This window comes from Rhodococcus sp. 06-470-2, from assembly GCF_002258235.1.
Classification (GTDB): domain Bacteria; phylum Actinomycetota; class Actinomycetes; order Mycobacteriales; family Mycobacteriaceae; genus Rhodococcoides.
Genome location: NZ_NOYB01000004.1, coordinates 17,110 through 43,988, shown reverse-complemented (window position 1 = coordinate 43,988; position 26,879 = coordinate 17,110). Strand labels below are relative to the sequence as shown.

At 65.7% G+C, this 26,879-nt stretch carries 27 protein-coding genes; 19 read left to right on the top strand and 8 right to left on the bottom strand.

What is annotated here, in order from left to right:
- Positions 1-37 precede the first annotated feature (37 nt).
- The 8 genes from nadD (at position 38) to holA (ending at position 6,975) form a co-directional block, all read left to right on the top strand.
- On the top strand, positions 38-751 hold the full coding sequence (gene nadD / locus CH276_RS01700; RefSeq protein ID WP_045194641.1) for a nicotinate-nucleotide adenylyltransferase: 714 nt from the start codon (positions 38-40) through the stop codon (positions 749-751).
- Complete coding sequence (gene rsfS / locus CH276_RS01695; protein ID WP_032394567.1) at positions 748-1,137, top strand: ribosome silencing factor; 390 nt, start codon at positions 748-750, stop codon at positions 1,135-1,137. Before nadD ends, rsfS begins: the two co-directional genes overlap by 4 nt.
- Complete coding sequence (locus tag CH276_RS01690) at positions 1,134-1,787, top strand: histidine phosphatase family protein (protein WP_094631095.1); 654 nt, start codon at positions 1,134-1,136, stop codon at positions 1,785-1,787. The genes rsfS and CH276_RS01690 overlap by 4 nt, the downstream gene beginning before the upstream one ends.
- Positions 1,774-2,523 (top strand): diglucosylglycerate octanoyltransferase, encoded by a 750-nt coding sequence (gene octT / locus CH276_RS01685; RefSeq protein ID WP_094631096.1) that lies wholly within the window; start codon positions 1,774-1,776, stop codon positions 2,521-2,523. Before CH276_RS01690 ends, octT begins: the two co-directional genes overlap by 14 nt.
- Positions 2,520-3,368: a DegV family protein gene (locus CH276_RS01680; protein ID WP_094631097.1), complete on the top strand. Its 849-nt coding sequence runs from the start codon at positions 2,520-2,522 to the stop codon at positions 3,366-3,368. The genes octT and CH276_RS01680 overlap by 4 nt, the downstream gene beginning before the upstream one ends.
- Before the next feature lie 109 nt (positions 3,369-3,477).
- On the top strand, positions 3,478-4,359 hold the full coding sequence (locus CH276_RS01675; RefSeq protein WP_094631098.1) for a ComEA family DNA-binding protein: 882 nt from the start codon (positions 3,478-3,480) through the stop codon (positions 4,357-4,359).
- A complete protein-coding gene (locus CH276_RS01670; protein ID WP_094631099.1) occupies positions 4,356-5,948 on the top strand; it encodes a ComEC/Rec2 family competence protein in 1,593 nt (530 codons plus the stop codon). Before CH276_RS01675 ends, CH276_RS01670 begins: the two co-directional genes overlap by 4 nt.
- A 52-nt stretch (positions 5,949-6,000) precedes the next feature.
- Complete coding sequence (gene holA, locus CH276_RS01665; RefSeq protein ID WP_176459078.1) at positions 6,001-6,975, top strand: DNA polymerase III subunit delta; 975 nt, start codon at positions 6,001-6,003, stop codon at positions 6,973-6,975.
- A 129-nt stretch (positions 6,976-7,104) separates the two neighbouring features.
- On the opposite strand, the gene rpsT is transcribed toward holA, so the two are convergent.
- Entirely contained in the window at positions 7,105-7,365 is a 261-nt protein-coding gene (gene rpsT / locus CH276_RS01660; protein ID WP_027497522.1) for a 30S ribosomal protein S20, read from the bottom strand.
- Between the two features lie 355 nt (positions 7,366-7,720).
- Here rpsT and CH276_RS01655 point away from each other — a divergent pair, with 355 nt between their 5' ends.
- Genes CH276_RS01655 through CH276_RS01645 form a run of 3 tightly spaced genes read left to right on the top strand, consistent with a single transcriptional unit; the run spans position 7,721 to position 11,094 of the window.
- Positions 7,721-9,280, top strand: a complete 1,560-nt coding sequence (locus CH276_RS01655) for a circularly permuted type 2 ATP-grasp protein (RefSeq protein WP_254924288.1) — start codon at positions 7,721-7,723, stop codon at positions 9,278-9,280.
- On the top strand, positions 9,281-10,255 hold the full coding sequence (locus CH276_RS01650; protein ID WP_032394562.1) for an alpha-E domain-containing protein: 975 nt from the start codon (positions 9,281-9,283) through the stop codon (positions 10,253-10,255).
- A gap of 8 nt (positions 10,256-10,263) precedes the next feature.
- Positions 10,264-11,094 carry a transglutaminase family protein gene (locus CH276_RS01645; RefSeq protein ID WP_032394561.1) on the top strand — a complete coding sequence of 277 codons (831 nt, stop codon included), beginning with the start codon at positions 10,264-10,266 and terminating at the stop codon, positions 11,092-11,094.
- Positions 11,095-11,142: 48 nt separating this feature from the next.
- Here CH276_RS01645 and CH276_RS01640 read toward each other — a convergent pair whose 3' ends face one another.
- The gene (locus tag CH276_RS01640; protein ID WP_032394560.1) at positions 11,143-11,712 is read right to left on the bottom strand and encodes a type II toxin-antitoxin system PemK/MazF family toxin; all 570 of its coding nucleotides are present in this window, start codon (positions 11,710-11,712) and stop codon (positions 11,143-11,145) included.
- A 150-nt stretch (positions 11,713-11,862) separates the two neighbouring features.
- On the opposite strand from CH276_RS01640, the gene lepA reads away from it, so the two are divergent.
- Positions 11,863-13,710 carry a translation elongation factor 4 gene (gene lepA, locus CH276_RS01635; RefSeq protein ID WP_045194648.1) on the top strand — a complete coding sequence of 616 codons (1,848 nt, stop codon included), beginning with the start codon at positions 11,863-11,865 and terminating at the stop codon, positions 13,708-13,710.
- Positions 13,711-13,861: 151 nt separating this feature from the next.
- Positions 13,862-14,869, top strand: a complete 1,008-nt coding sequence (locus tag CH276_RS01630) for a nitronate monooxygenase (protein ID WP_094631101.1) — start codon at positions 13,862-13,864, stop codon at positions 14,867-14,869.
- 10 nt (positions 14,870-14,879) lie between these two features.
- Here CH276_RS01630 and CH276_RS01625 read toward each other — a convergent pair whose 3' ends face one another.
- Entirely contained in the window at positions 14,880-16,871 is a 1,992-nt protein-coding gene (locus tag CH276_RS01625; protein WP_373453500.1) for a glycoside hydrolase family 15 protein, read from the bottom strand.
- Positions 16,872-17,018: 147 nt separating this feature from the next.
- Between CH276_RS01625 and CH276_RS01620 the strand changes: the two genes are divergently transcribed.
- The 6 genes from CH276_RS01620 to CH276_RS01595 all read left to right on the top strand — a co-directional run bounded on the left by CH276_RS01620 (position 17,019) and on the right by CH276_RS01595 (position 21,427).
- Positions 17,019-17,252: a hypothetical protein gene (locus CH276_RS01620; protein WP_045194654.1), complete on the top strand. Its 234-nt coding sequence runs from the start codon at positions 17,019-17,021 to the stop codon at positions 17,250-17,252.
- 118 nt (positions 17,253-17,370) lie between these two features.
- A complete protein-coding gene (locus tag CH276_RS29235; protein ID WP_327205197.1) occupies positions 17,371-17,460 on the top strand; it encodes an Ms4533A family Cys-rich leader peptide in 90 nt (29 codons plus the stop codon).
- 201 nt (positions 17,461-17,661) lie between these two features.
- Positions 17,662-18,684: a sulfate ABC transporter substrate-binding protein gene (locus tag CH276_RS01610; protein WP_032394555.1), complete on the top strand. Its 1,023-nt coding sequence runs from the start codon at positions 17,662-17,664 to the stop codon at positions 18,682-18,684.
- A gap of 6 nt (positions 18,685-18,690) precedes the next feature.
- Complete coding sequence (cysT, locus tag CH276_RS01605; RefSeq protein ID WP_032394554.1) at positions 18,691-19,584, top strand: sulfate ABC transporter permease subunit CysT; 894 nt, start codon at positions 18,691-18,693, stop codon at positions 19,582-19,584.
- Positions 19,581-20,384: a sulfate ABC transporter permease subunit CysW gene (gene cysW, locus CH276_RS01600; RefSeq protein WP_032394553.1), complete on the top strand. Its 804-nt coding sequence runs from the start codon at positions 19,581-19,583 to the stop codon at positions 20,382-20,384. Before cysT ends, cysW begins: the two co-directional genes overlap by 4 nt.
- Positions 20,381-21,427: a sulfate/molybdate ABC transporter ATP-binding protein gene (locus CH276_RS01595; RefSeq protein ID WP_032394552.1), complete on the top strand. Its 1,047-nt coding sequence runs from the start codon at positions 20,381-20,383 to the stop codon at positions 21,425-21,427. Before cysW ends, CH276_RS01595 begins: the two co-directional genes overlap by 4 nt.
- Here the strand turns inward: CH276_RS01595 and CH276_RS01590 are convergent.
- The 5 genes from CH276_RS01590 to CH276_RS01570 are packed head-to-tail and all read right to left on the bottom strand — an operon-like array spanning position 21,358 to position 26,795.
- Complete coding sequence (locus CH276_RS01590) at positions 21,358-22,128, bottom strand: sirohydrochlorin chelatase (protein ID WP_094631103.1); 771 nt, start codon at positions 22,126-22,128, stop codon at positions 21,358-21,360. The two genes, CH276_RS01595 and CH276_RS01590, sit on opposite strands and share 70 nt — an antisense overlap.
- Positions 22,125-23,429, bottom strand: a complete 1,305-nt coding sequence (locus tag CH276_RS01585; RefSeq protein ID WP_045194662.1) for a sulfate adenylyltransferase subunit 1 — start codon at positions 23,427-23,429, stop codon at positions 22,125-22,127. Before CH276_RS01585 ends, CH276_RS01590 begins: the two co-directional genes overlap by 4 nt.
- Positions 23,429-24,373 carry a sulfate adenylyltransferase subunit CysD gene (gene cysD / locus CH276_RS01580; protein WP_032394549.1) on the bottom strand — a complete coding sequence of 315 codons (945 nt, stop codon included), beginning with the start codon at positions 24,371-24,373 and terminating at the stop codon, positions 23,429-23,431. The genes CH276_RS01585 and cysD overlap by 1 nt, the downstream gene beginning before the upstream one ends.
- Positions 24,370-25,080: a phosphoadenylyl-sulfate reductase gene (locus tag CH276_RS01575; RefSeq protein WP_032394757.1), complete on the bottom strand. Its 711-nt coding sequence runs from the start codon at positions 25,078-25,080 to the stop codon at positions 24,370-24,372. The genes cysD and CH276_RS01575 overlap by 4 nt, the downstream gene beginning before the upstream one ends.
- On the bottom strand, positions 25,077-26,795 hold the full coding sequence (locus CH276_RS01570; RefSeq protein WP_032394756.1) for a nitrite/sulfite reductase: 1,719 nt from the start codon (positions 26,793-26,795) through the stop codon (positions 25,077-25,079). The genes CH276_RS01575 and CH276_RS01570 overlap by 4 nt, the downstream gene beginning before the upstream one ends.
- Positions 26,796-26,879 lie beyond the last annotated feature (84 nt).

Below are 26,879 nucleotides of genomic sequence, written 5' to 3'. Positions count from 1 at the left end.
CGATACCGGTAGGCAGTCCGTCCGCCGTTTGGGCGTGATGGGCGGCACCTTCGACCCGATTCATCACGGGCACCTCGTCGCCGCCAGCGAAGTGGCGAACAAGTTCGCTCTGGACGAGGTGATCTTCGTCCCCACCGGAAACCCGTGGCAGAAGGAAGGCAAGTCGGTCAGCCCGGCAGAGGATCGCTACCTGATGACCGTCATCGCGACGGCGTCCAATCCGAGATTCTCGGTCAGCCGGGTGGACGTCGACCGGGAGAAGTCCACCTACACCGTCGACACCCTGCGCGATCTGCGATCGCAGCATCCCAATGCCGAGCTGTTCTTCATCACCGGCGCGGACGCGCTCGAGTCGATCCTCACGTGGCAGAACTGGGAGGAGTTGTTCGAGCTCGCCAAGTTCGTCGGCGTCTCGCGTCCCGGGTTCGAGCTCGGCGTCGAACATCTGGCCAACCACCTTCGATCGCTACCCGCCGACACTCTCACATTGATGGAAATCCCTGCACTCGCGATATCGTCGACGGACTGTCGACTTCGAGCCGGTGAGAATCGGCCGGTCTGGTACCTCGTACCGGACGGCGTCGTGCAATACATCTCGAAGAGGAATCTCTACAGACCACGAGGCGCTCAGCGTCTCGACGGATCCGTCACCATGTCGGAACCAGCGCCCCAGAAGAAGCAACCGGCAGGGTCGGTCACCAGCGCAATGACCGAGAACCCGAGCCATACGAGTGGGAGTACACCGAAGTGACTGCAACAGCCGAAGCCGCCGAGATGGCGCGGATCGCCGCGCTCGCAGCCGACGACAAACTGGCCGGCGACGTGGTGATTCTGGACGTCTCCGATCAGCTCTACATCACCGATTGCTTCGTCATCGCCTCCGCGCCCAACGAGCGTCAGGTCAACGCGATCGTGGAGAACATCGAGGACCAGCTGCGTGAGGCCGGACACAAGCCGGTCCGCCGCGAGGGCACCAGAGAAGGCCGTTGGGCGCTGCTGGACTACTCCGACATCGTCGTGCACGTCCAGCACAACGAGGAGCGGAACTTCTATGCGCTCGAGCGGTTGTGGAAGGACTGCCCGACCATCGAGGTTCCCGGTCTCGGACAGCATCCGGCTCCGGAATCGGAGCAATGATCAGACGGCTCATCCTGCTTCGGCACGGTCAGACGGAGTACAACGCCACCGACCGCATGCAGGGTCAGCTCGACACCGATCTGTCCGAGCTCGGCCGCAGCCAGGCGAAGACGGCCGCCGCCGAGCTGGCGACGCGTGATCCGATCAGGATCGTCTCCTCGGATCTGCGGCGAGCTCTGGACACTGCGAACGCGCTCGGAGACGCAGCCGGTGTGGCGGTGTCGACGGACGAGCGTCTGCGCGAGACCCATCTCGGTCAGTGGCAGGGGCTGACCCACACCGAGGTCGACGACATCGCTCCCGGGGCACGACCGGCCTGGCGCGCGGACGCCACCATCGCCCCACCCGGTGGGGAGAGCCGCATCGACGTTGCCCGACGCAGCGTGCCGCTGGTTCGTGAACTCACGGCAGGCGTCCCCGAGTGGGGTGCAGGCGGCAGCGAGCGACCGCTCGTCCTCGTCGCGCACGGAGGTCTGATCGCGGCGCTCACCGCCGCGCTGCTCGATCTACCGACCGATCGCTGGCCGGTACTCGGAGGCCTCGCGAACACCAGCTGGGTTCAGCTCGGCGCGCACGGCCCCGGCGAGAACCCGTCCTGGCGACTGGACGTGTGGAACGCCTCCGCGCGGGTGGCCAGTGACGTCCTCTGAGACGGCGCGGCCCGCGCTGCTCGTCCTCGCGGACTCGTTGAGCTACTACGGACCCGAGGGCGGACTGCCCGTCGACGACCCGAGACTGTGGCCCAATCTCGTTGCAGCGGAACTGGATTGGACGGTCGAGTTGGTTGCGCGCATCGGCTGGACGAGTCGTGACGCGTGGTGGGCCCTGACCCAGGATCCGCGAGTGTGGGCAGCCATTCCCCGTGCCGGTGCCGTCGTGCTCGGAATCGGCGGCATGGATTCGCTCCCGTCACCGCTGCCGACTGCGCTCCGGGAGCAGATCAGATACGTCCGACCGCCTGCCCTGCGGCGCGTGGTTCGCGCGGGATACCAAGCGGTGCAACCCGTTCTGTCGCATCTCGGTTGGCCCGTCGCGCTGCCGCCGCGGCTCAGCGTCGAGTATCTGGAACAGACCCGTGCGGCACTGGCGTACGTGCGTCCCGAACTTCCCGTCATCGGAACCTATCCATCGGTGCACCGCTGCGATGCCTACGGCAAGGTGCACTCCGGTCGCGAACCCGCCGTCCGCGCACTGCGTGCGTGGAGCACGGACAGGAACGTCCCCATGGTCGACCTCGCCGACGCCGTACGACCGAACATCGAGTCCGAGAACGCGAACCCCGACGGCATCCACTGGGGATGGGACGCCCACATGGCAGTCGCCGATGCGATGCTCGAGGTGCTGCGACCCGTCGCCGCCGCCCGATCGACGACCGAAACGCCGTGACCGTCTCCGTCGTCACCGACTCCTCCTCCTGCCTGCCGGCCTCACTCGCCGCAGCGCGAGGCATCACGCTGGTGCCACTGCACGTGCTGGTCGACGGAATCGACCACCGTGAGGGTATCGACGAGATTCCTGATCAGTCCTCTTCGGGCAAGCAGGTGACCACTGCGGGGGCCTCTCCGGGTGAGCTCACCGAGGTCTACGCCGCGGCTCTCGAACGCAGTCGAGGTGCCGGTGTGGTGGCACTGCACATCTCTCGGGGACTCTCGAGCACCTGGGAAGCTGCGCGCCAGGCCGCAGATCACGTGGGCTCGGCCGTCCGAGTCGTCGATTCCGCCTCGGCCGGAATGGGACTGGGCTTCGCAGTACTGGCTGCGGCAGCCACCGCCGCCGGGGGAGCAGAACTGGACGCGGTGTACCGCGACGCCGTCGCCGCGTCGACGACGTCGCGATGCTTCATCGTCGTCGATCGACTCGACCACCTGCGACGCGGCGGCCGAATCGGTGCCGCTGCCGCCTTGCTCGGCACGGCGCTGGCGATGAAGCCGGTCCTGCACATCACCGACGGCAAACTCGTGTTGCGGGAGAAGACGCGGACCTCGTCCAAGGCGCTGACCAAGCTGGTCGATGCAGCCGTCGCTGCCGCGGAGGAGGTCGGTGACGAATCGGGGGTTGCGCTCGCGGTGCACCACATGCAGTGCCCCGAGCGGGCCGAGGACGTAGCCGCGATGCTGACCTCCCGGATACCGCATTCGACCAGCATCGACGTCTATCCTTTCGGTGCCGTTCTGGGTGCTCACGTAGGCCCGGGCGCGGTCGGTGTCGTCGTGGCGTCCGGACGTCGATAGGCGCGTCGCGTCCCGCGTTCATCCACAGCCTCCGGGTTCGTGCACAGGGCAGTCTGCGACCTGCAGTCCTCGGTGAACGAACCGATCGTGCGCACTAGCGTCCTCGAGCATGGGCGGCAACGACGATCGGGCGCACACGGTGGCGCGATTGAACTCCGTGCGCAGACAACACGATTCCTCCCGCGATCGTGCCGTGCCCGAGGGCGTGCGACCCGACGCCGAGTCCACGGATCCGGATTGGCTGCTGCCGGAAGCACAACGAGAAGGTGCCCCGTGGTCGGCCCTGCTGCCGGCGCGGTGGCGATCCGCCCGCGTGAACCCGGGGAAACAGGGGGCGCTGGCGATGGCGGCGGCCGGAGTCTTCGTCGTGCTGGTCGCGGGATTCGCGGTGGCCAGGGACGCACCGAGTCCCGCACCGGCACCACCCCTCGCTGTGGTCGCGACCGACAGCTCGGACACCGATGGCACGGTGGATACCGATGGCACGGTGGATTCTGTGCCGACCGCCGAGGCCGAACTCGTGGTGAGCGTCGTCGGGCTCGTGACGCGTCCCGGATTGGTTCGGCTGCAACCGGGTTCGCGAGTTGCCGACGCGCTGGCCGCGGCAGGCGGCGCTGTCGAGGGTGCCGACCTGCTGGCGCTCAACATGGCCGCGCGAGTCGCCGACGGTGATCAGGTCGTCGTCGGCGTCGTGCCGCCCGAGGCAGCTCCACCGGTCAGCAGTACGACATCCGAGATCGAGGCATCGACAGACGGTAGCGGCGTACCGGCCGGGGTCGGAGGTTCCGCGCCCGGCGGGACGGTGGACCTCAACGCCGCGACCGTGGCAGAACTGGACGCGTTGCCCGGGGTAGGGCCGGTCACCGCGACTTCGATCGTGAAGTGGCGAGAGATCAACGGCCGCTTCACATCCGTGGATCAGTTGTCCGAGGTGGACGGCATCGGGCCCGGCAGACTGGCGAAGATCCGCGACCTGGTGCACGTCGGATGACCACCGGTGCCGCGTCCGCCCCTGCGCCACAGACCGAGGATCTTCTGCCGTTCGACGTGCGACTGGTTCCGGCCGCTGCGGTGTGCTGGTCGATCACCGCGGTCGGAATTCTCGGAGGACCCGCTGCTGCCCTGGCTGCTACCGCCTCGGCGGTTGCGGTGGTCCTGCTCCTCGCGGTGGCACTGCACGGGTTGTCTGCTCGGCGTGCCTGGCCGGGTCCGAGTCGGTCCGGTGCGGCGGCGGTGATCGTGCTGGCGCTGTGCTTCGGGGGAGCGATCTGGCTTCAGATGCGCTCGCTGGCAGAGCATCCCGTGGCGGCGGCGGCAGAGAACGGAGCCTGGATCACCGCGACGGTGCGGCCGGCGGAGGACCCGCGCCGTCTGACGGCTCCCGGGCCCGCGACCGTGATGGTGAGGGCCGCGATGACGCGCGTCGACGTGGGCGGCGAGGCGTGGAACGTCGGTGGAATGGTGTCGATCATCGCACCGGAGTCCAGTTGGTCGGCATTGCTGCCGGGCCAGGTGGTCACCGTGCGGGGCAGGCTCGGCGAGCCGATTCGGTCGGACATGACCGTGGCCGTGATCCGCACTTCGGGTCCGCCGGTCACCGTGGACGAGCCTGGAACGATCTCTGCTGCGGCCGGCACTTTCCGATCGAATTTGGCTGTGGTGGCGCAGAATTCGATGCCACCCGATCGTTCGGGTCTGCTGCCCGGTCTCGTGGTCGGCGACGTGTCGCGGCTGGACGAGACGGTATCGGACAATTTTCGGGCGGCAGGCCTCACACATTTGACGGCTGTGTCCGGAGCGAACTTCTCGATCCTGATCGGTGCGATTCTGTTGGTGTTGCGAGGTATCGGGGTCGGACCCCGCACCACGGTCGCGGTGGCGTTCGTCGTAGTCGTGGCGTTCGTGATCGTGGCCCGGCCGTCGCCGAGTGTGCTGCGGGCGGCAGTGATGGGGTCGATCGGCTTGGTGGCGTTGGTCACCGGCAGGCGCAGGCAAGCGGTACCGGCACTGTGCGGTGCGGTGTTGGGGCTGCTCGCGTGGTGGCCGAGGCTCGCGGTGGACGTCGGGTTCGTGCTGTCGGTGTTCGCCACCGCCGGGCTCGTACTCGTCGCTCCGATCTGGGTCGACTGGCTTCGGGCCCGTGGCTGGCCGAGAGCTGCAGCGGAAGTGGTGGCGGTCGCCGCGGCAGCGCACGCGGTGACGGCGCCTATGGTCGCGGCCGTGTCAGGAACGTTCAGCGTAGTGGGAGTGGCCGCGAACGTGCTTGTGGCACCGGTCGTCGCTCCGATCACCGTGGTGGGCTTTCTGACGGCCGTGACCGCCACCGCCAGCACCTCGCTCGCGGAGCTGATCGCGCAGTTGGTGTCGGCACCGCTGTGGTGGCTGATCACGGTGGCAGAGAGGGCCGCGTCGGTGCCGGGCGCGGGCGTCGTGGTCCCCGATGGCGTCGGGGGCGCAGCACTGGCAGCGTTCTCGACGACCGCGCTGCTGACGGCGTTGCGTTTCAGGGTGTTTCGATGGACGGCCGCGGCCGTGGCGATGGCGACACTCGCGATGTGGACGGCGCACGTTCTCTGGTGACCGCTCGGTCTTCGAGCGGATGCTCGCAGTGTCGGTCGCACATGGCACGATCATGGTCGTGACTTCGAGTGTGGCTCCTCTGCATCTGGTCCTCGGCGACGAGGAACTTCTGATGGATCGCGCGGTAGCCGCGATCGTGGCTCAGGTGCGTACGAATGCTGCGATTCCGGGGGAGGACCTGCCGGTCACGCGGTTGCGCACCGGTGATGCCAGTGCCCCGGAACTCGCCGAACTGCTCAGTCCCTCGCTGTTCGCCGAGGATCGCGTCGTGGTGCTCGAGGCCGCGGCCGAGGCAGGCAAGGACGCTGCTGCTCTGGTACTCGACGCCGCTACCGATCCGCCCGAGGGTGCAGTGGTCGTGGTCATGCACTCCGGCGGCGGCCGGGCCAAGGCGATGGTCGGTGCGCTGCAGAAATGCGGTGCTCAGGTGCACGAGTGCGCCAAGCTCACCAAGCCCGCCGAACGTATCGACTTCGTACGCGGAGAGTTCCGTACCGCCGACGTCCGGGTGAGCGGCGACGTGATCGAGGCGGTCGTCGAGTCGGTGGGCAACGAACTTCGTGAATTGGCGTCGGCCTGTTCGCAGTTGGTCTCCGATACCGGGGGCAAGGTCGATCTCGCCGCGGTGCGTCGGTACTACTCCGGCAAGGCCGAGGTGTCCGGGTTCGACGTCGCAGACAAGGCGGTGATCGGAGACCGAGCCGGCGCGCTGGAGGCTCTGCGGTGGGCCATGCACCGGGGCGTGGCGCACGTGTTGCTCGCCGATGCGTTGGCCGACGCCGTCCGCACGATCGCGCTGGTGGGTTCGGCGGGCCGCGGCGACCCCTTCCGCATGGCAGGGGAGTTGGGCATGCCGCCGTGGAAGATCAAGAAGGCGCAGGGTCAGGCGCGCGGGTGGAACGGTCGATCCATCGCCCAGGCGCTGCGTGTGGTGGCGCAGTTGAACGCCGACGTCAAGGGTCAGGCAGCGGACGCGGACTATGCAGTGGAGAAAGCGGTGGCCGAGGTCGCATCACTGGGCAGGTAGCGTCGACCGACCGCAGAGCGCAGGACAGGCACAGCGCAGTACAAGCCCTGCGCACTGGAAGTTCGGCGCACGAGAAAGCCCGCCGCGTCCTTCTCGGATGCGGCGGGCTTTCTCGAGCTCAGAGAGTTATCAGAGCTTGTTGACTGCGAGAGCCAGTGCCGACTTCTTGTTGGCTGCCTGGTTCTTGTGGATGACGCCCTTGCTGGCGGCCTTGTCGAGCTTGCGGCCTGCATCGAGAAGAATCTCGGAAGCCTTGTCCTTGTCGCCCGCAGCCTGTGCCTCGCGGAACGAGCGGATGACGGTGCGAAGGGAGGACTTCACCGACTGGTTGCGCAGGCGTGCACGCTCGTTGGTGAGAATCCGCTTCTTCTGGGACTTGATATTGGCCACGCGTAAAATCCTTGTCGTCTTCGTCGGTATTCCGGTCAGGGCGATCCATGCTGGAATGCCCGAAGTCTGCTGCTGAGCGTTGGAGCCCTGCGCCGAAGATCGAGAATACCAGCACGATCGGCCAGAACCCAATCCGGACCGGGGTGACGATGCGTTTCAAGAAATTAACGCTTCTACCGCGCCTAACTCCTGTCTCTGTAGCAACATGGCCAGAATGAGTCCGCGATCGGCAACGCATGCCACCACCAAGGCCAAAGCGACCAAAACCAAGTCAGCGGATCGTGACGAACCCGAAGCCGACGGAGTGTTCGGCGGGTATTCCGACGTCGGAAAGTACAGTCTCGCCTTCGACGAGATGTTCGACGCCGACGGGCGCACCCGAACTCCGTACAAGGGCATCCACACCGCACTCGCCCCGGCGAACGCGGTGGACCTGGATGCGAGATCCGACGCGCTGGGACGAGCCTTCATCGACCAGGGCATCACCTTCTCTCTGTCCGGCCAGGAACGCCCCTTCCCGCTCGACCAGGTACCCCGTGTCATCGCGGCGGGCGAGTGGTCACGTCTCGAGCGCGGCATCAAGCAGCGCGTCAAAGCTCTCGAGATGTTCCTCGCCGACATCTACGGCGACCAGGAGATCCTGCGCGACGGAGTGGTACCCAAGCGGCTGGTGACCTCCTGCGAGCACTTCCACCGAGAGGCGGTCGGCATCACACCGCCCAACGGTGTGCGTATCCACGTCGCGGGCATCGACCTCATTCGCGACGCGCAGGGCACGTTCCGTGTCCTCGAGGACAACCTCCGGTCACCGTCGGGCGTGTCCTACGTCATGGAGAACCGTCGCACCATGGCCCGGGTGTTCCCCGATCTGTTCGCCAGCCACCGCGTCCGCGCCGTCGGTGACTACGCCTCGCATCTGCTGCGGGCACTGCGCGCGTCGGCCGCCCTCAACGAGGCCGACCCGACCGTGGTGGTTCTCACTCCTGGCGTCGCCAACTCGGCGTACTTCGAGCACTCGCTGCTCGCGCGACTGATGGGCGTCGAGCTCGTCGAAGGACGCGACCTGTTCTGCCGAGACAACATCGTCTACATGCGCACCACCGAGGGCGAGCGTCAGGTCGACGTCATCTACCGACGCATCGACGACGACTACCTCGACCCCATGCAGTTCCGTCCCGACTCGGTGCTGGGAGTTGCAGGTCTGGTCAATGCCGCTCGGGCAGGCAACGTCGTCATCTCGAGCGCTGTCGGGAACGGCGTCGGCGACGACAAGCTCGTCTACACCTACGTGCCGACCATCATCGATTACTACATGGGCGAGAAGCCGCTGTTGGCCAACGTCGACACGTTCCGGTGCTGGCTCGACGACGAGTGCGAGGAAGTTCTCGACCGCATCGACGAACTGGTCATCAAGCCGGTGGAAGGCTCGGGCGGCTACGGCATCGTCTTCGGGCCCGACGCCTCGCCGAAGGAACTCGCCACGATCAGCAAGAAGGTCCGCGCGGATCCGCGCGGTTGGATCGCCCAGCCCGTCGTGCAGCTCTCGACGGTGCCGACCAAGATCGGCGATCGATTGGTACCGCGCCACGTCGACCTGCGGCCGTTCGCCGTCAACGACGGCGACGACGTCTGGGTGTTGCCCGGCGGCTTGACCCGGGTTGCGTTGCCGGAGGGATCCCTGGTGGTCAACTCGAGCCAGGGCGGCGGCAGCAAGGACACCTGGGTACTCGCCACCCGAACCTCTCTGGAGGAGCAGGAGCTTGCCGGCGAGGAGATCGTCAGCGTTCCACCGGAGTCGCCGATGGCCGAACAGGGCCCGGAGCTGACGATGGACCAGCAGATGAATCAGCAACAGCAACAACAGCAGCAGCAACAGCAGGCAACGAACTCGGACTCGAACGGCGGTGGACAGTAAATGCTCGCGCGCAACGCAGAGTCGCTCTACTGGATCGGACGGTACGTCGAGAGAGCGGACGACACCGCCCGCATTCTCGACGTCACCGTCCACCAGCTTCTCGAGGACGCCACGGTCGATCCGGACCACACGTCGCGAGTGTTGTTGCGAGTACTCGGCTTCAAGCACGAGCCGGACGTCTCGCTCGACGTGTGGTCGCTCACCGAGGTCGTCGCCTTCAGCCGGGACGGGTTGGGTTCGATCGTGGACTCACTGTCCAGCGCACGTGAGAACGCCCGTGGTGCACGAGAAGTCACGTCCAGTGAGATGTGGGAGTGCTTGAACACCACGTACAACGGTTTGAACGAGCGCATCAGGGCGTCCAAGCGCACCGGCCCGGCCGAGTTCTTCAGCTACATCGAGGAGCGCGCCGCGATGTTCGCCGGTCTCGCGGACTCCACCCTCAGTCACGACGACGGCTATCGCTTCCTCCTGCTCGGTCGCTCGGTCGAGCGCATCGACATGATCGTTCGGTTGTTGCTCTCGCGAGCCGGTGACCGGCCGTCGTCGCCGGCTTGGGTCACGGTGCTGCGCTCCGCCGGTGCTCACGACACCTACTTGCGCACCTACCGCGGCGCGCTCGACGCCCAGCGAGTTCTCGAATTCATGTTGCTGGACAGGCTCTTTCCGCGCTCGGTGTTCTACGCACTCAACGAGGCGGAACGTTCGCTCGATCAGCTCGACCATCAGCCCAACAGTCGAGTCGGTGCACGCGCCGAAGCGCAGCGCCTACTCGGCCGCGCTCGTAGCGAACTCGAATTCCTTCGTCCCGGTGAAATTCTCGACGATCTGCAGGAGCGCCTGCTCTCCCTGCAGGAAACCTGCCGTGAACTCGGTGACGCGATCTCCAAGCAGTATTTCCATGCAGCTCCGTGGGTTGCGTGGACGGACGCCGGCTCGGGAACATTCGAAGATCAACTGGAAGGTGAACTGTGAGCTGGCGTATGCGTGTCGTGCACACCACGGGCTATCAGTACGACGCACCGGTGACGTCGTCGTACAACGAGGCTCGGTTGACGCCGCGAAGTGACAACCGGCAGAACGTGATTCTGAACCGAGTCGAGACCGACCCGGTGACGCGTTCCTACCGCTACACCGACTACTGGGGCACAGCGGTGACGGCGTTCGACCTGCACGCACCGCACACCGAGCTCGAGGTCACCGGATCGTCGGTGGTCGAGACCGACCCCTTCGTCTACCCGGACGAGAACGCCTCCTGGGAGGAGCTCGCGAGCGAGCAGGTGATCGATCGCTTCAACGAGGTCCTCGACAACACCGAGTACGTGCCGAAGAACAGGCAACTGGCGTCGGTGGCGAAGAAGCTGTCCAAGGGCCTACCGCCGCAGGAATCGGTGGTGGAGATCGCCAACTGGGTCAACCAGGAGATGTCCTACGTGCCGGGGACCACCGGCGTGCACACCTCGGCCGTCGAGGCGTGGTCGGAGAAGAAGGGCGTCTGCCAGGACTACGCCCACTTGACGTTGTTGATGCTGCGCAGCATCGGCATCCCCAGCCGGTACGTCTCGGGCTACCTGCACCCGAAGAAGCAGGCCGCGATCGGTGCGACCGTCGAGGGCCAGAGCCACGCCTGGATCGAGGCGTGGACCGGCGCCTGGTGGGGTTACGACCCGACCAACGCGATCGCCGTCAACGAGCAGCACGTGTCGGTCGGACTCGGCCGTGACTATGCCGACGTGCCACCGCTGAAGGGCATCTTCTCCGGCGGCGGTTCGACGGCTCTCGACGTGGTCGTGGAAATCACCCGGTTGGCGTGAGCCCGATGCGCGTTGTGCGTCCTTCGCGGGACGCACAACGCGCGCGCATCAGTTCCAGCCGAAGTCGCGACGCAATCTGTTTGCGACGGAATCGAATTGGGGCTTGCTCAGAATCGCACCCTCGCGGCGGATGCCGTCCTCGGGCACATCGAGCACTCGATCCAGTCGAATCCAGCTCGGTCGGCCCTCGGCGTCCCAGGACCCGGACCCGATCGACTGCCAGTCACGGTCTCCGTCGCGGCTGCTCTGGCTCGACAACATCAGGCCGAGCAGGTCGTTGCCCTCGCGTCCGATGACCAGCACCGGGCGGTCCTTGCCCTGGCTGGCATCTTCCTCGTAGGTGACCCAGGTCCAGACGATCTCACCGGGGTCGGCCTTGCCGTCCAGGTCGGGGGAGTACTCGATGGTGCGGGCGCGCTGCGCTGTAGGTCTGGTCTGCGATGCCACCGGACGCCCCGGACGAGGTGCCGGAGCGGACGTGCGCGCGGCCGTTCCGCTGATCGCGTCCTTGCCCTTCTGCAGGGCTCCGGACTTCTGCAGTTGACGCAGCAGCCGAGGTCCCTCGCGCATCGCGATCTTGCCCAGTTCCTTGCCGAATCTGCTCCAGTTGCCAGCCATGCGGCGAGTGTAGCGATGCAGACGCTGCTGCTCATCGCCCGAACCGCGGCAACGTGAACACCCGACTCGGACAGCCGGGGACGGCGCACCGTTCTCGGCGTGGGACGATAGGGAAACCCGTTCGCTCATTTCGAACACGCCAGCCGAAGGATACGAGTGCCCAGCTTCGCCGACACGACGTTCACCGATCCGTCCAGGATCAGGAACTTCTGCATCATCGCCCACATCGACCACGGCAAGTCGACGCTGGCCGACCGGATGTTGCAGCTCACGGGCGTCGTCGACGACCGGTCGATGCGCGCTCAGTACCTCGACCGGATGGATATCGAGCGCGAGCGCGGCATCACCATCAAGGCGCAGAACGTCCGGCTCCCATGGGTCGTCGACGGTGAGGAGTTCGTGCTGCACCTCATCGACACGCCAGGCCACGTCGACTTCACCTACGAGGTGTCGCGCGCACTCGAGGCCTGCGAGGGTGCGGTGTTGCTCGTCGACGCCGCGCAGGGCATCGAGGCGCAGACGCTCGCGAACCTGTACCTGGCCCTGGACAAAGAGCTCACCATCATTCCGGTGCTCAACAAGATCGACCTGCCCGCTGCCGACCCGGATCGCTACGCCGCCGAGATCGCCCACATCATCGGCTGCGAGGCCGACGATGTGCTGCGCGTGTCCGGCAAGACCGGTGTGGGCGTGGAGGAACTGCTGAACGAGGTCGTCAAGCTGGTTCCGGCCCCGGTCGGCAATCCCGACGGCCCGGCCCGCGCGATGATCTTCGACTCGGTCTACGACACCTACCGCGGCGTCGTCACCTACGTCCGCGTCGTCGACGGTGCGCTGAACCCGCGCGAGAAGGTCACGATGATGTCGACCGGCTCGACGCACGAGCTGCTCGAGGTCGGGATCGTCTCTCCCGATCCGAAGGCCACCAAGGGCCTCGGCGTCGGCGAAGTGGGCTACCTCATCACCGGTGTGAAGGACGTCCGCCAGTCCAAGGTCGGCGATACCGTCACCACCTTCCGCAAGGGCGCGACCGAGCCGCTGACCGGCTACCGCGAACCCCGTCCGATGGTGTACTCGGGCCTCTACCCGCTCGACGGCTCGGATTACCCCGACCTGCGCGACGCACTCGAGAAGCTGCAACTCAACGACGCGGCCCTGACCTACGAGCCGGAGACCTCCGTCGCGCTGGGATTCGGCTTCCGCTGCGGCTTCCTCGGTCTGCTGCACATGGAGATCACCCGCGAGCGGCTCGAGCGGGAGTTCAACCTGGACCTGATCTCGACCTCGCCGAACGTGGTCTACCGCGTCGAAATGGAAGACGGTGCCGAACACATCGTCACCAACCCGTCGTACTGGCCCGAGGGCAAGGCGCGGGAAGTGTTCGAGCCGATGGTCAAGTGCACCATCATCTCGCCGAGCGAGTTCATCGGCTCCATCATGGAACTCTGCCAGGGACGACGCGGAGAACTCGGCGGTATGGACTACCTGTCCGAGACCCGAGTGGAGCTGCGCTACACCATCCCCATGGCGGAGATCATCTTCGACTTCTTCGACATCCTGAAGTCCCGGACGCGTGGATACGCCAGCCTCGACTACGAGGAGATCGGCGAGCAGAGCGGCGCGCTGGTGAAAGTCGACATCCTGCTGCAGGGTGAAGCCGTCGATGCGTTCTCGGCAATCGTGCACAAGGACGCTGCTGCCGCCTACGGCAACAAGATGACCACCAAGCTCAAGGAACTCATTCCGCGTCAGCAGTTCGAGGTACCGATCCAGGCCGCCATCGGCTCTCGCATCATCGCCCGCGAGAACATCCGCGCGATCCGCAAGGACGTGCTGGCCAAGTGCTACGGCGGTGACATCAGCCGTAAGCGCAAGCTGCTCGAGAAGCAGAAGGAAGGCAAGAAGCGGATGAAGACGATCGGTCGCGTCGAGGTGCCGCAGGAAGCCTTCGTCGCCGCTCTGTCCTCGGAATCCTCGTCGGACAAGCCGAAGAAGTAGAGCAGCTCCTGGTCGCCGGCAGCGACCTCACACCCTTTCTGTCGACTGCGCGCCCCCGCTCACCTCGGAGCAGGGGCGCGCAGTTGTCAGCAGGGACGCGCGGTCCCCACCGAATCCGGTCACGAACGGCGCGCGAGTACATTTCGAAACTGTGACGACCCCGATTCTGAAGCAGTTACGTGTTCCCGTCGTCGGTGCGCCGATGGCAGGCGGCCCGAGTACTCCCGAACTCGCCCGTGCAGTCTCGGAGGCGGGTGGGCTCGGCATGATCGCCGGTGCGTTGCTGACGCCCGAAGCCTTTGCAGCGCAGATCGATTCGGTCCGCGATCTGCTGTTCGGAGTCAATCTCTTCCTGCCCGAGGAGCCATCGGGTGCGGACGTGAAGTCCTACGCCGAGCACCTCGCGTCCTGGTTCGAGCGTTTCGACGCGGAGCCGGGAGAGCTGGTCCGACGCGACGACTTCTACGCCGAGAAGTTCGCCTGGTTGCTCGCGCACCCGGTACCGCTGGTGTCGAGCACGTTCGCGACGTTCGACGCGGACGAAGTCGCGCAACTGCACGCCGTAGGAACAGAGGTGTGGGCCACCGTCGCCACCGCGTCGGACGCGTCGGTGGCCACCGCCAACGGTGTGGACGCTCTCGTGGTGCAGGGTCCCGAAGCGGGCGGGCATCGCGGCACTTTCGACGGCTCGGCCCCCGACGAGCCGCTGACCGAACTGCTGACCGCGGTGCGTGAGATATCCGATCTACCGCGAATCGCCGCCGGCGGACTGATGGACGGCAACGACATTGCGCCACTGCTCGATTCGGGTGCCGCACATGCCGCGCAGCTCGGAACCGCGTTTCTGAACACACCCGAGGCCGGCACCAAGCCGGTGCATCGACAGCAACTGACGGTCGCTTCCGACACTGCAGTGACCAGGGCGTTCTCCGGCCGACCTGCGCGGGGGTTGGTGAACGAGTTCATGCGCGAGAACTCCGAGGCCGCACCACTGGCGTATCCCGATCTGCACTACCTGACCGCGCCGATGCGGGCGAAGGCCGCGGCTGCTGGTGATCCGTCCGGACTCTCGATGTGGGCCGGCACCGGTTTTCGCCGGGCACAGGCGAAGCCCGCGGCCGAGCTGGTCGCCGAATGGGCGAGGCAACTCGGCCGCTGAGCCCTCCCGATCAGGGGTTGGAGTGGGCGGGCTGGAAGTGCCCTGCCACCTGAGCTTCCTCGGCGCGGATGACGTGCACCACCGCGTTGATCAACGCGAGATGGGTGAACGCCTGCGGGAAGTTGCCGAGATGACGGCCGGTGCGATGGTCGATCTCCTCGGCGTAGAGCTTGAGTGGGCTCGCATACCCGAGCAGACGCTCGCAGAGGTGCTTGGCGCGAGGAAGTTCGCCGATCTCGACCAGCGCCGACACGAGCCAGAAGGAGCAGATCGTGAACGTCCCTTCCTCGCCCGCCAGACCGTCGTCGGTGGTGTCGGTTCGGTAGCGCAGGACCAGGCCGTCCTCGGTCAACTCGTCGGCGATGGCCAGCACAGTCGCACGAATGCGTTCGTCCTCGGCAGGCAGGAACCGAAGCAGCGGTGCCAGTAGCAGTGACGCATCCAGCGACGGGTCACCGTAGCGCTGAGTGAGAACACCCCGAGAGTCGGTGCCGTTCTCGAGAATGTCCGCCTTGATCTCGTCGGCGATCTCGTTCCACTTGGCCGAATACTCCGTCTCGCCGTGGATGTCGGCGAGCTTGGCACCTCGGTCGAGCGCAACCCAGCACATGAGCTTCGACGAGGTGAAGTGCTGGGGTTCACCGCGCACCTCCCAGATGCCGCGATCGGGCTTGCGCCAGTTGGCGATCGCCTCCTCCACCTGCCGCCTGAGCAGGGGCCACAGGAATTCGGGCACGTGCTCGCGCGACTTGACATGCAGGTACACCGAGTCGAGCATCGTCCCCCAGATGTCGTGCTGCTCCTGGTCGTAGGCTCCGTTGCCGATACGTACCGGACGTGCGCCGTCGTATCCGGACAGGTGCGGCAGTTCGCTCTCGTCGAGCGTTTTCTCGCCACCGATGCCGTACATGACCTGGAGGGGATTGACCTCGCCGTTCGCCGTTGTCGCCACGTCGGACATGAACGCGAAGAAGTCGTTGGCCTCGCGGTCGAGTCCGAGTGTGTAGAGGCCCCACAGCGCGAACGTCGAATCACGCACCCATGTGTAGCGATAGTCCCAGTTACGTTCTCCACCAGGGGTTTCCGGAAGCGATGTAGTCGACGCAGCCAGCAGGGCACCGGTGGGGGCGTAGGTCAGACCCTTGAGTGTCAGGGCGCTGCGCTGCAGGTAGCCTCGCCACGGGTGATCGGGGAATCGGCCGATCGTGATCCACTGCCGCCAGCATTCGGAGGTGCGCCACATCTTGTCCGCGGCTTCGTCGAACGTCTGCGGCGCAGGCAGATCCGACCACGAGAGAGCAACGAAGACGTTGTCGCCCTCCGTCATTCGGGTGCGGGCGCGGGCTTCGCGTCCTTCGATGCCGATGCGGAGGTTGGTGGTCAGCTTCAACGTGGGCTGATCACCGCCCGCGCTGGCCTCGCAGGTGGCGGTGGTTTCCTCGTACACCTTGCCGGTGTACTCCCACTTCGCGGGCGCGCGGTGGTAGTCGAAGGCCGGCTCGCAGCTCATCTCGAGTTCGACCGTTCCGCTGACGCACTTGATGGTGCGCAGCAGGATGTGCTCGGCGTCCCAGTCGCTCGGTGCGCGCTTGTGAGTACGAGAGCGCTGGTCGGTGTTGTGCCACGGTCCCATGACGAGTGCATCGCGCACCACGAGCCAGCCGGTTTCGGTCTGCCACGTCGTCTCGACGATCAGGCCACCGGGCAGGTATCGCCGCGCTGCGGGCACCGATTGACCGTACGGCCCGACCCGGAAGTGTCCCGCGCTGCGATCGAGGACCGCGCCGAAGATACTGGGGGAGTCAGGGCGAGGCACGCACATCCACTCGACCGATCCGTTGCGAGCGATCAGACAGGTCGTCTCGCAGTCCGAGAGGAACGCGTAGTCGTCGATCGGCGGAAAGGCACTGCGATAGGACGTCAGGGTGGACACCGGTGCGTCGGTGCTGCCCAACGCTCCCTGAACTTCGACCCCGCCCAGACCTGGATGCCCCGACCCCATGGCGGGCTCGTCGGCCACCGGGGGCACTGGCGAAACATCTTCGTATGCCGTCATGGCGTAATCATCGACCGATCCACGGCATGCGTCCACTGCTGGTCGTCGGTCGGCGTGGCGTGAGAGCGGAACGAGCTGGTTTAAGCTGCGAGGGTGGAATCGATCGCACGCTGGTGGGACGGCGTCGAACTGTGGGTGACGGGTTTGCCGTTCGTGCCACAGTCGATAGTCGTGCTGCTGGTCATCGTGCCTACCGCGTTCCTGCTGGCACGTGTCTTCGATCGCGTGCTCGCGGTGGTTCTGCACCTGCTCGGGCGTGATGCACGGGCTGCTCGCGACGCGGAGCTGACGGGTGCGACCACCACTACGACGAAGGATGGACAGTAATGCCTCGGTCTCGGGTCACGTTGGCGCTCATCGCGCTCCTGGTGCTGGTTGTCATCGCCTGGTTGCTGACTCGCTAGCCGATTAGAGTCGGTCCGGATCCTCTGCTAGATTCCTGACCGTGTCTTCTGCCGCCGAGTACCGCGTCCGCCATCAGTTGGCGTTGATTGCTGTCGGCATCCTGGCAGTCGCCGATATCGACTGTTGTTGATTTCTTCCTTCGTCGAATCGGTTCCGTCGATCCGTTGCCCGCGCGCCTGCATCTCGCGGTCGGGTTCGTGGCGAACCCTTTGTGGTTCACGGTGATCTCGCGATGGCACGCGGACACGGTGGTGCTCCGGTTCGACTTCGGCCATGTCGACTTCTGCCCAGCTCGCATTCACTGCACATCATCACGAAAGGTCCTCTCTCGATGAGGCACAACTCTCGCTACCTACTGACCACCTTCGCGGCCGTGGGAACCCTTCTCCTCACTGCATGCGGGGGTGGATCGAGTGACGTCGTCGGCGGTGAGCCGGACACCGCCAGCGGTCCCGCATTGACTCTCGTAGGGTACGCCGTACCCAAGAACGGTTGGGACGCAATCGGTCCGGCGTTCGCAGCCACCGAGGACGGCGAGGGCACGGCGATCAACGCCGACTACGGCGCATCGGGCAATCAGTCTCGCAAGGTGGCCGACGGCGCACCCGCCGATATCGTCAATTTCTCGGTCGAACCCGACATCACCCGTCTGGTGCAGGCGGGCAAGGTCGACGAGGACTGGAACCAGAATGCCTACGGCGGAGTGCCGTTCGGCTCCGTGGTGACCATCGTCGTGCGCGAGGGCAACCCCAAGAACATTCGTACCTGGGACGATCTGATCAAGCCGGACGTTCAGGTGATCAGCCCCAGCCCGCTCAGCTCGGGCTCGGCCAAGTGGAACCTGCTCGCCCCGTACGCGGCGAAGAGCAACGGCGGCCAGGACAGGCAGGCCGGTCTCGATTTCGTTCGCACCCTCGTCGCCGATCACTTCCCGGTTCAGCCCGAATCCGGCCGCGCCGCAACCGAAGCCTTCCTGCAGGGCCAGGGTGATGCGTTGCTCAGCTACGAAAACGAGGCGCTGCTCATCGAGGAGCAGGGACAGAACGTCGAGCACGTGGACGTTCCCGTCACGTTCCGCATCGACAATCCAGTGGCCGTGATCAACAGCAGTGCCAACCTCGACCGCGCCAATGCGCTGAACGATTTCATCTACACCGACGAGGGGCAGAAGATCTGGGCGGAGTCGGGCTTCCGACCGACGAACCCCGACATCGCGTCGGAGTACTCCGACAAGTTCTTCACCCCCGAACAGCTCTACACCATCGATGATCTCGGTGGTTGGACCCAGGTGGATGCCGATCTGTTCGGTGACAGCGGTGCGATCACGACGATCTATCAGGAAAGTACTCGGTAGCGATCGATGTCATCTTCGACCACCGAAGCCGCAGCTGCGGGTTCGACCGTCTCGCCCGGCACGAGACCACGGTTTCGTGCCGGGCGGGAAGGCCGAAAGTTCAGGGGTCCGGGATCGGTGGGGCCGTTCGGCCTCGGAGTTGCCGTGTTGTGGCTCAGCGTGATCGTGCTGCTTCCGTTGGCAGCATTGACGGTTCAGTCGTTCGACGGCGGTCTGGCCGGCTTCTGGGATGCGGTCACCGTGCCGCGTGCACTGGCCACGTTCAAGGTCACCCTCCTGGTGTCCGTCGCGGCGGCGGTGATCAATCTGTTCCTGGGAACCCTCATCGCGTGGGTCCTGGTGCGGGACGAATTCCCGGGTAAGCGATTCGTCAACGCCCTGATCGATCTGCCGTTCGCGCTGCCGACCATCGTGGCCAGCCTGGTGTTGCTGTCTCTCTACGGACCGGCGAGTCCGATCGGATTGGTGTTCAACGCAACCAAGCCCGCAGTGATCGTCGCGCTGCTGTTCGTGACGTTGCCGTTCGTGGTGCGTGCGGTGCAACCGGTGCTGATCGAGCTGGACAAGGACGTCGAGGAGGCGGCCGCCTCACTGGGTGCGAACAACTGGACCATCTTCCGACGCATCGTGCTGCCGGTGCTGTTGCCCGCCGTGCTGTCGGGAGGAGGTCTCGCGTTCGCCCGAGCGATCGGCGAATTCGGATCGGTGGTGCTCATCGGAGGCAACATCCCGAACGACACGCAGGTGGCGTCGCAGTACATCCGCGAACTCATCGAATACGACCGGCCCACCGATGCCGCCGCGATCTCGGTGGTGCTGTTGGCGATCGCGTTCGCAGTGTTGTTCGTACTTCGCGTGGTGGGCAATCGCCTGGCCCGACGTGAGGAGCAGATCTCGTGAAAATCGGCCTGCCGATCAAGTTGACGCTGCGCACCGTGGCTCTGCTCTACCTCGCCGTTCTGGTGCTGTTCCCCCTCGGGGCAATTCTCTATCGCACCTTCGAGAACGGCGTGGTGACGTTCTTCGAGCAGATCACCACGCCTGCAGCTCAATCCGCCCTGCAGTTGTCTCTGCTCATCGTCGCGATAGTGGTTCCGATCAACATCGTGTTCGGCGTGATCACTGCATTGGCGCTCGTGCGAGGACGGTTCCGCGGCAAGGGCGTACTCGAAGCCGTCGTCGATCTTCCGTTCGCGGTGTCGCCGATCATCACGGGCGTTGCGCTGATCCTGTTGTGGGGAGCCAACGGATGGTTCGGTGGCGTCGAGAGCCTCGGCTTCAAGGTCATCTTCGCACTTCCCGGCATGGTCATCGCGACGATCTTCGTCACGCTTCCGTTCGTCGTGCGCGAGGTCGAACCCGTGCTCTACGAGATCGGTGAGGAGCAGGAAGAGGCCGCCTCGACGCTGGGTGCGTCGTCGTGGCAGACGTTCTGGCGCATCACTCTTCCGGCGATCCGGTGGGGCCTGACCTACGGTGTCGTACTCACCGTCGCGCGTTCGCTCGGCGAGTTCGGTGCCGTCATCATGGTCTCGACCAACCTGCCCGGCATCTCTCAAACACTGACGCTGCTGGTCAATTCACGATACGAGGACTTCAACCAACAGGGCGCGTACGCCGCGTCCACACTGCTCATGGCGATCGCCGTCATCGTGCTGCTGTTGATGACTGCCCTCGACAAGAAGAGGACGAAACAATGACCGAGGCATCCCCCGAGATCGAGATCTCCGTCGTTGGCGGCAACAAGCACTACGGCGATTTCGCCGCGCTCGACAACGTCAGCATCGACATTCCCAAGGGATCGCTGACGGCGCTGCTCGGACCCAGTGGTTCGGGCAAGTCCACTCTGCTCCGCTCCATCGCCGGACTCGAGCAGCTCGACTCCGGTCGAGTGGTGCTCGCAGGCCAGGACGTGACGTGGGTGAGTCCGCAGCGCCGCGAGATCGGATTCGTCTTCCAGCACTACGCGGCGTTCAAACACCTGACGGTGCGTGACAACGTCGCGTTCGGCCTTCAGATTCGCAAGCGGCCCAAGGCCGAGATCGCCAAGAAGGTCGACGAGTTGCTCGAGATCGTCGGGCTGGCCGGTTTCCAGACCCGCTACCCGGCGCAGCTGTCCGGTGGACAACGCCAGCGCATGGCACTGGCTCGCGCTCTCGCCGTCGACCCGCAGGTGCTGCTGCTCGACGAGCCCTTCGGCGCGCTCGACGCGAAGGTGCGTGCCGATCTGCGGACGTGGCTGCGTCGGCTGCACGACGAGGTCCACGTCACCACCGTGCTGGTGACCCACGATCAGGAGGAGGCGCTCGACGTCGCCGATCGGATCGCGGTGCTGAACAAGGGCAGAATCGAACAGGTCGGCACCCCAGAGGATCTCTACGATCGCCCGGCCAATAACTTCGTGATGTCGTTCCTCGGTCAGGTGGCCAAGCTCAACGGACTTCTGGTGCGGCCGCACGACATTCGCGTCGGACGTGACCCGTCGTTGGCGCAGGCTCAGGCGAGCGGGACGGCCGAATCGGCCGGTGTGACGCGTGCCGTCGTCGAGCGGGTGGTGCACCTCGGCTTCGAGGTGAAGGTCGAATTGAAGAACGCGGCAACCGGTGAACTGTTCGCGGCCCAGATCACCCGAGGAGACAGCGAGGCTCTCGGCCTGCGCGAGGGCGAGACCGTCTACGTACGAGCCACCCGCGTGCCCACGATCGCCGACGCCACCGACTCGCGTGCGACGGTGGAGTCGTAGCGGCGCGACGCCAGTTCGGCCACGGCCGGGTGCGCGCCGATGACCTCGGCGTGCACCACGCCCGGTAGGCCTGCCACCGACGCTTCGATCCGGTCGGTGAGCAGTCCCGGGGCCAGGAACCAGGGTGCCACGACGATGCGGTCGGCTCCCAGCGCGCGCAGCTGTGCGATCGCGTCGGTGGGGGACGGGGACACCGATGTGGCGAAGCAGGTCACGGCTCCGGCCCAGTGCGTTCCGGCGAGCAGCTTCTGTGCGATCACACGGGTGCGCTGATTCGCCGGTGCCACCGAGGAGCCGACGGCGGCCAGGGCGATGCCGACCGTCGAATCGGAGACTCCGACGCCGGTATCGGCGATCCGATCACGGACCGCCTCGATGAGGAGTCGGTCGTCTCCCAGAACCTCGGCCTGCCTGATCGACACGAGAGGGTGTCGCGTCCTCGCTGAGTCCAACAGCTCGGGCAGATCGACTTTCGCGTGGAAAGCCTTGCCCAGCAACATCGGAACGGCGACGATACGGCTGTGACCGGCAGCGGCCAGGTCGTCGACCACCTGATCGACGCGGGGCTCGGAAAGATCGAGAAACGCGACACGCACGTCCAGGTCCGGTCGCCGCCGACGCAGGACGTCGACGGCGCGGTGGACCGCTGCGCTCGAACGCGGGTCACGGCTGCCGTGGGCAACCGCGATCAGTGCGCTCACGCCGGAACTGCCGACCCCAGCTCGACGGCAGCCAGAGCGTTACCCACGAGTCCGGCAGCCAACGTGTTGCCACCGGCCGGATCGATCAGCAGGAAGCTGCCCGTGTGCCTGTTGACGGCGTAGTCGTCCGCCACGATCGGCTCGGCGACGCGCACGGAGATGCGGCCGATCTCGTTGAGCTCCAACGACTCCGGTCCTTCGTGCGCGATGAGCTCCTGCTCGTCGAACCGTTCGACCAGTGTTCCGACGATGGCCTGGGTGGTGCGAGTGCCGTGCTTGAGCAACAGACGAGCACCCGGGCGAAGCGGCTTCTCGGCGAGCCAGCACACAGTGGCCTCGAAGTCGCCGATCGGCTCGGGCGCATCCTGTGGTGAGGCGATGGTGTCGCCGCGGGAGACGTCGACGTCGTCGGCCAGGACGAGGGTGACGCTGCGTCCGGCATGAGCGGTACGCAACTCGCCGTCGGCGGTGTCGATGCGCTCGACTGTGGTTCGGGTGCCGGAGGGCAGGATGACGACCTCGTCGCCGACGTCGACGGAGCCCGCTGCGACCTGCCCTGCGTATCCGCGATAATCCGGGAATTCCGCGGTGCGGGGCCGGATCACGTATTGCACGGGGAAACGTAGACCGACCCGGTGCGGTTCGGCATCGACCGGAACCGACTCGAGGTGCTCGATGAGGGTCGGACCGTCGTAGTACGGGGTCTTGTCGGACTTCACCGCGACGTTGTCGCCGTGCAGTGCGGACACCGGGATCTCGATGACGTCCTCGCTGGACCACCCGAGCGAGGAGGTCAGCGAGTTGAACTCGGCCGAGATCTCGGCGAACACCGTTGCCGGGTCCTCGACCAGATCGATCTTGTTGACCGCGAGCACCAGGCGCGGAACGCCGAGCAGGGCGAGAACCGCTGCGTGCCTACGAGTCTGGGTGATGACACCCTTTCGGGCATCGACCAGAAGGATGACCAGCTGAGCCGTCGACGCGCCGGAGACGGTGTTGCGGGTGTACTGCACGTGGCCGGGGGTATCGGCGAGCACGAAGGAGCGGTGCGGCGTCGCGAAGTAGCGGTAGGCGACGTCGATGGTGATGCCCTGTTCGCGCTCGGCGCGTAGGCCGTCGACGAGCAGCGACAGGTCCGGTGTCGCCAGTCCCTTGTCCACCGAGGCCCGTGTGACGGCATCGATCTGGTCTGCCAGAACGGATTTGGTGTCGTACAACAGCCGTCCGACGAGGGTCGACTTACCGTCGTCGACGCTACCTGCGGTGGCGAGGCGAAGAAGTTGCGTTCCCGTGCTGCTCATCAGAAGTATCCTTCTCGTTTGCGATCTTCCATGGCAGCCTCGGAGACGCGGTCGTCTCCGCGGGTGGCTCCGCGTTCGGTCAGTCGTGACGCCGCTACTTCGGCGAGGATTGCCTGGTTGTCGGCGGCCTCGGACAGCACGGCACCGGTGGTGGATCCGTCGCCGACGGTGCGGTAGCGCACCGACAGGGTCTGCAGCTCTTCGCCCTCGGCCGGTCCGCCCCAGACGCCGGGCGTCATCCACATGCCGTCGCGCTGATACACCGGGCGCTGGTGGGCGTAGTAGATGCTGGCCAACTCCACATCGTCACGGGCGATGTAGCGCCAGATATCGAGTTCGGTGAAGTTGCTGAGCGGGAACACACGCACCTGCTCGCCGGGAGAGTGCTTGCCGTTGTACAGGTTCCACAGTTCGGGGCGCTGCTTCTTGGGCTCCCATTGGCCGAATGCGTTGCGCAGCGAGAAGATTCGTTCCTTGGCGCGGGCGCGTTCCTCGTCGCGTCGAGCACCACCGAACACGGCATCGAACCGGTTCTCGGAGATCGCGTCGAGAAGAGGCACGGTCTGCAGCGGGTTGCGGATGCCGTCGGGACGCTCGGTGAGGCGTCCGTCGGCGAGGTACTCCTCGACGCTGGCCACGTGCAGGCGCAGGTTGTACTTGGCGACCACGTGATCGCGGAAGTCCAGCACCTCCTGCAGGTTGTGGCCGGTGTCGACGTGGAGCAGCGCGAACGGCAGGGGAGCGGGCCAGAACGCCTTGATCGCCAGGTGCAGCAGAACGGTCGAGTCCTTGCCGCCGGAGAACAGGATGACGGGGCGCTCGAACTCGCCCGCCACCTCGCGGAAGATGTGGATGGCCTCGGATTCGAGTGCGTCGAGGGTGTCGAACCGATCTGCATCGAGATGGGTTCGACCGACGGTTGCCGAGGTGAGGTCGAGTGTCATGAGGCGTGCAACCCACATTCGGTCTTGGCCTTGCCGGCCCAACGACCGCTGCGCGGGTCGGCTCCGGGGGCAGGTTTGACGGTGCACGGTGCGCACCCGATGGACGGATAGCCCTCGTCGACGAGGGGATTGACCAGAATCGAATGCTCGTCGATGTAGGCCTGCATCTGCTCGTCCGACCATGGTGCGATCGGGTTGATCTTGACCAGGCCGAAGGCGTCGTCGAACGAGATCAGCGGAGCGTTGGCACGGGTGGGGGCCTCCACTCGCCGGATACCGGTGACCCAGGCGCTGTAGTTCGCCAGTTCCTTCTTCAAGGGTGCGACCTTGCGCATCGCGCAGCACCGGTTGGGCTCGCGGGCGAACAGGTCCTTGCCCTCGATCGAATCCTGTTCGGCGACAGTCTTCTCGGCGCGGGCATTGACGACATTGACGCCGTAGACGGCCTCGACGGCGTCGCGCGTTCCGATGGTCTCGGCGAAGTGGTAGCCGGTGTCGAGGAACAGCACGTCCACACCCGGGTGAACCTGTGCGGCGAGGTGAACGAGAACCCCGTCCTGCATGTTGGAGGCAACGATGAAGTCATTACCGAAGGTGTCCTCGGTCCACTGCAGCAGCTCCAGTGGGCTCGCCCCGTCGAGTTCGCGGGCACCGCGCTCGGCGATGTCCTTCAGTTCCTCCACCGTCAAATTCAGCCTGGTACTCATCGCAAATCCGCCTCGTCTGCTCGCACGGCCCACTGAGCGAACCGTTCGCCGTCCTCGCGGTGCTTGTCGAAATTGCGCACCACTCTGTCGATGTAATCTCCCAGCTCGGAGCTGTTCACCTTGTGCTGGCGCAACTTTCGGCCGAACGCACTGTCCAGACCGAGGCTGCCTCCGAGATGAACCTGGAAACCCTCGATCTGATTCCCGGCTCCGTCGTCGACCAACTGCCCCTTGAAGCCGATGTCCGCGATCTGCGACCGCGCGCACGAGTTGGGGCAGCCGTTGATGTTGATCGTGATCGGAACGTCGAGTCGACTGTTGATGTCGGACAGGCGCTCTTCGAGCTCCGGCACCAGAACCTGTGAACGCTTGCGGGTTTCGGCGAACGAGAGCTTGCAGAACTCGATGCCGCTGCAGGCCATCAGGTTCTTGCGCCAGTGCGACGGCCGGGCAGGCAGGCCCAGCGCATCGAGATCGGAGATCAGCTGTTCGAGCGTCTCGTCGGGAACGTCGAGCACGATCAGCTTCTGGTACGGCGTGAATCGCACGCGATCCGATCCGGCCTTCTCGGCGGCGTCGGCGACGGCGGCGAGGACAGTGCCCGAGACACGCCCCGCGATGGGTGCCACGCCGACGGCGTTGAGGCCGTTCTTGAGCTTCTGGATGCCGACGTGGTCGCGGGGCCGAGCGGGCTTCTCGGGAGCCGGGCCGTCGATGAGCTTGCGGTGCAGGTACTCGTCTTCGAGGACCTGGCGGAACTTCTCGATGCCCCAGTCCTTGATGAGGAACTTCAGGCGCGCCTTGGTGCGAAGCCGGCGGTATCCGTAGTCGCGGAAGATCGAGACGACGCCCTCCCACACATCGGGAACGTCCTCGAGCGGGACCCAGACGCCGACGCGCTGCGCGAGCATGGGGTTGGTGGACAGTCCGCCGCCGACCCACAGGTCCAGACCCGGTCCGTGCTCGGGATGCACCACGCCGACGAAGGCGCAGTCGTTGATCTCGTGCACCACGTCCTGCAGGCCGGAGATCGCCGTCTTGAACTTACGCGGCAGATTGGAGTACTCGGGCTTGCCGATGTAGCGCTCGACGATCTCGTCGATGGCGGAGGTGGGGTCGAGGATCTCGTCGACGGCCTCACCTGCGAGCGGGGAGCCGAGAACGACACGGGGGCAGTCGCCGCACGCTTCGGTGGTCTTCAGGCCGACCGCTTCGATTCGACGCCAGATCTCGGGGACGTTCTCCACCTCGATCCAGTGGAACTGCACGTTCTCCCGATCGGAGAGGTCGGCGGTGTCGCGGCCGAAGTCCTGGGAGATCTGCGCCAGTGTGCGCAGCTGCTCGAGATTCAACGCGCCCGCGTCGCAGCGAATGCGCATCATGAAGTACTTGGCCTCGAGCAGATCGATGTTGTCGTCACCGGTGAACGTGCCGTCGTAGCCCTGTTCGCGCTGGGTGTAGAGGCCCCACCACCGGAAACGGCCGCGAAGATCGCCCTTGTCGATGCTGTCGAAACCCTGCTTGGAGTAGATGTTCTCGATGCGGGCACGCACGTTGAGCGGGTTGTCGTCCTTCTTGGACTGCTCGTTGGCGTTCAGTGGCTCCCGGTAACCCAAGGCCCACTGGCCCTCGGCCCGACGCTTGGTCGGCCGCGGCGTGCGCTCCCGTGGTGTGGCGGGGACAGCGTCGGTGGTCGCGTCGCTGGTCGACGACATGCATTGCTCCTGCATCTTTGTGCTGGCCGGTAACCGGGACGAAACCGCGGACATCTGCGCTTTCGACGACAGCGGGAAACCGGT

Bases quoted from the DNA above. Each gene is read 5' to 3' on its own strand.
- cysT (WP_032394554.1), top strand. From the start codon at position 18,691: ATGTCATCTTCGACCACCGAAGCCGCAGCTGCGGGTTCGACCGTCTCG.
- nadD (WP_045194641.1), top strand. From the start codon at position 38: ATGGGCGGCACCTTCGACCCGATTCATCACGGGCACCTCGTCGCCGCC.
- CH276_RS01655 (WP_254924288.1), top strand. From the start codon at position 7,721: ATGTTCGACGCCGACGGGCGCACCCGAACTCCGTACAAGGGCATCCAC.
- CH276_RS01575 (WP_032394757.1), bottom strand. From the start codon at position 25,080: ATGAGTACCAGGCTGAATTTGACGGTGGAGGAACTGAAGGACATCGCC.
- CH276_RS01610 (WP_032394555.1), top strand. From the start codon at position 17,662: ATGAGGCACAACTCTCGCTACCTACTGACCACCTTCGCGGCCGTGGGA.
- CH276_RS01645 (WP_032394561.1), top strand. From the start codon at position 10,264: ATGCGTGTCGTGCACACCACGGGCTATCAGTACGACGCACCGGTGACG.
- CH276_RS01670 (WP_094631099.1), top strand. From the start codon at position 4,356: ATGACCACCGGTGCCGCGTCCGCCCCTGCGCCACAGACCGAGGATCTT.
- CH276_RS01585 (WP_045194662.1), bottom strand. From the start codon at position 23,429: ATGAGCAGCACGGGAACGCAACTTCTTCGCCTCGCCACCGCAGGTAGC.
- CH276_RS01690 (WP_094631095.1), top strand. From the start codon at position 1,134: ATGATCAGACGGCTCATCCTGCTTCGGCACGGTCAGACGGAGTACAAC.
- CH276_RS01595 (WP_032394552.1), top strand. From the start codon at position 20,381: ATGACCGAGGCATCCCCCGAGATCGAGATCTCCGTCGTTGGCGGCAAC.
- CH276_RS01570 (WP_032394756.1), bottom strand. From the start codon at position 26,795: ATGTCGTCGACCAGCGACGCGACCACCGACGCTGTCCCCGCCACACCA.
- CH276_RS01675 (WP_094631098.1), top strand. From the start codon at position 3,478: ATGGGCGGCAACGACGATCGGGCGCACACGGTGGCGCGATTGAACTCC.
- CH276_RS01625 (WP_373453500.1), bottom strand. From the start codon at position 16,871: ATGGGGTCGGGGCATCCAGGTCTGGGCGGGGTCGAAGTTCAGGGAGCG.
- CH276_RS01640 (WP_032394560.1), bottom strand. From the start codon at position 11,712: ATGGCTGGCAACTGGAGCAGATTCGGCAAGGAACTGGGCAAGATCGCG.
- cysD (WP_032394549.1), bottom strand. From the start codon at position 24,373: ATGACACTCGACCTCACCTCGGCAACCGTCGGTCGAACCCATCTCGAT.
- holA (WP_176459078.1), top strand. From the start codon at position 6,001: ATGGTCGTGACTTCGAGTGTGGCTCCTCTGCATCTGGTCCTCGGCGAC.
- CH276_RS01650 (WP_032394562.1), top strand. From the start codon at position 9,281: ATGCTCGCGCGCAACGCAGAGTCGCTCTACTGGATCGGACGGTACGTC.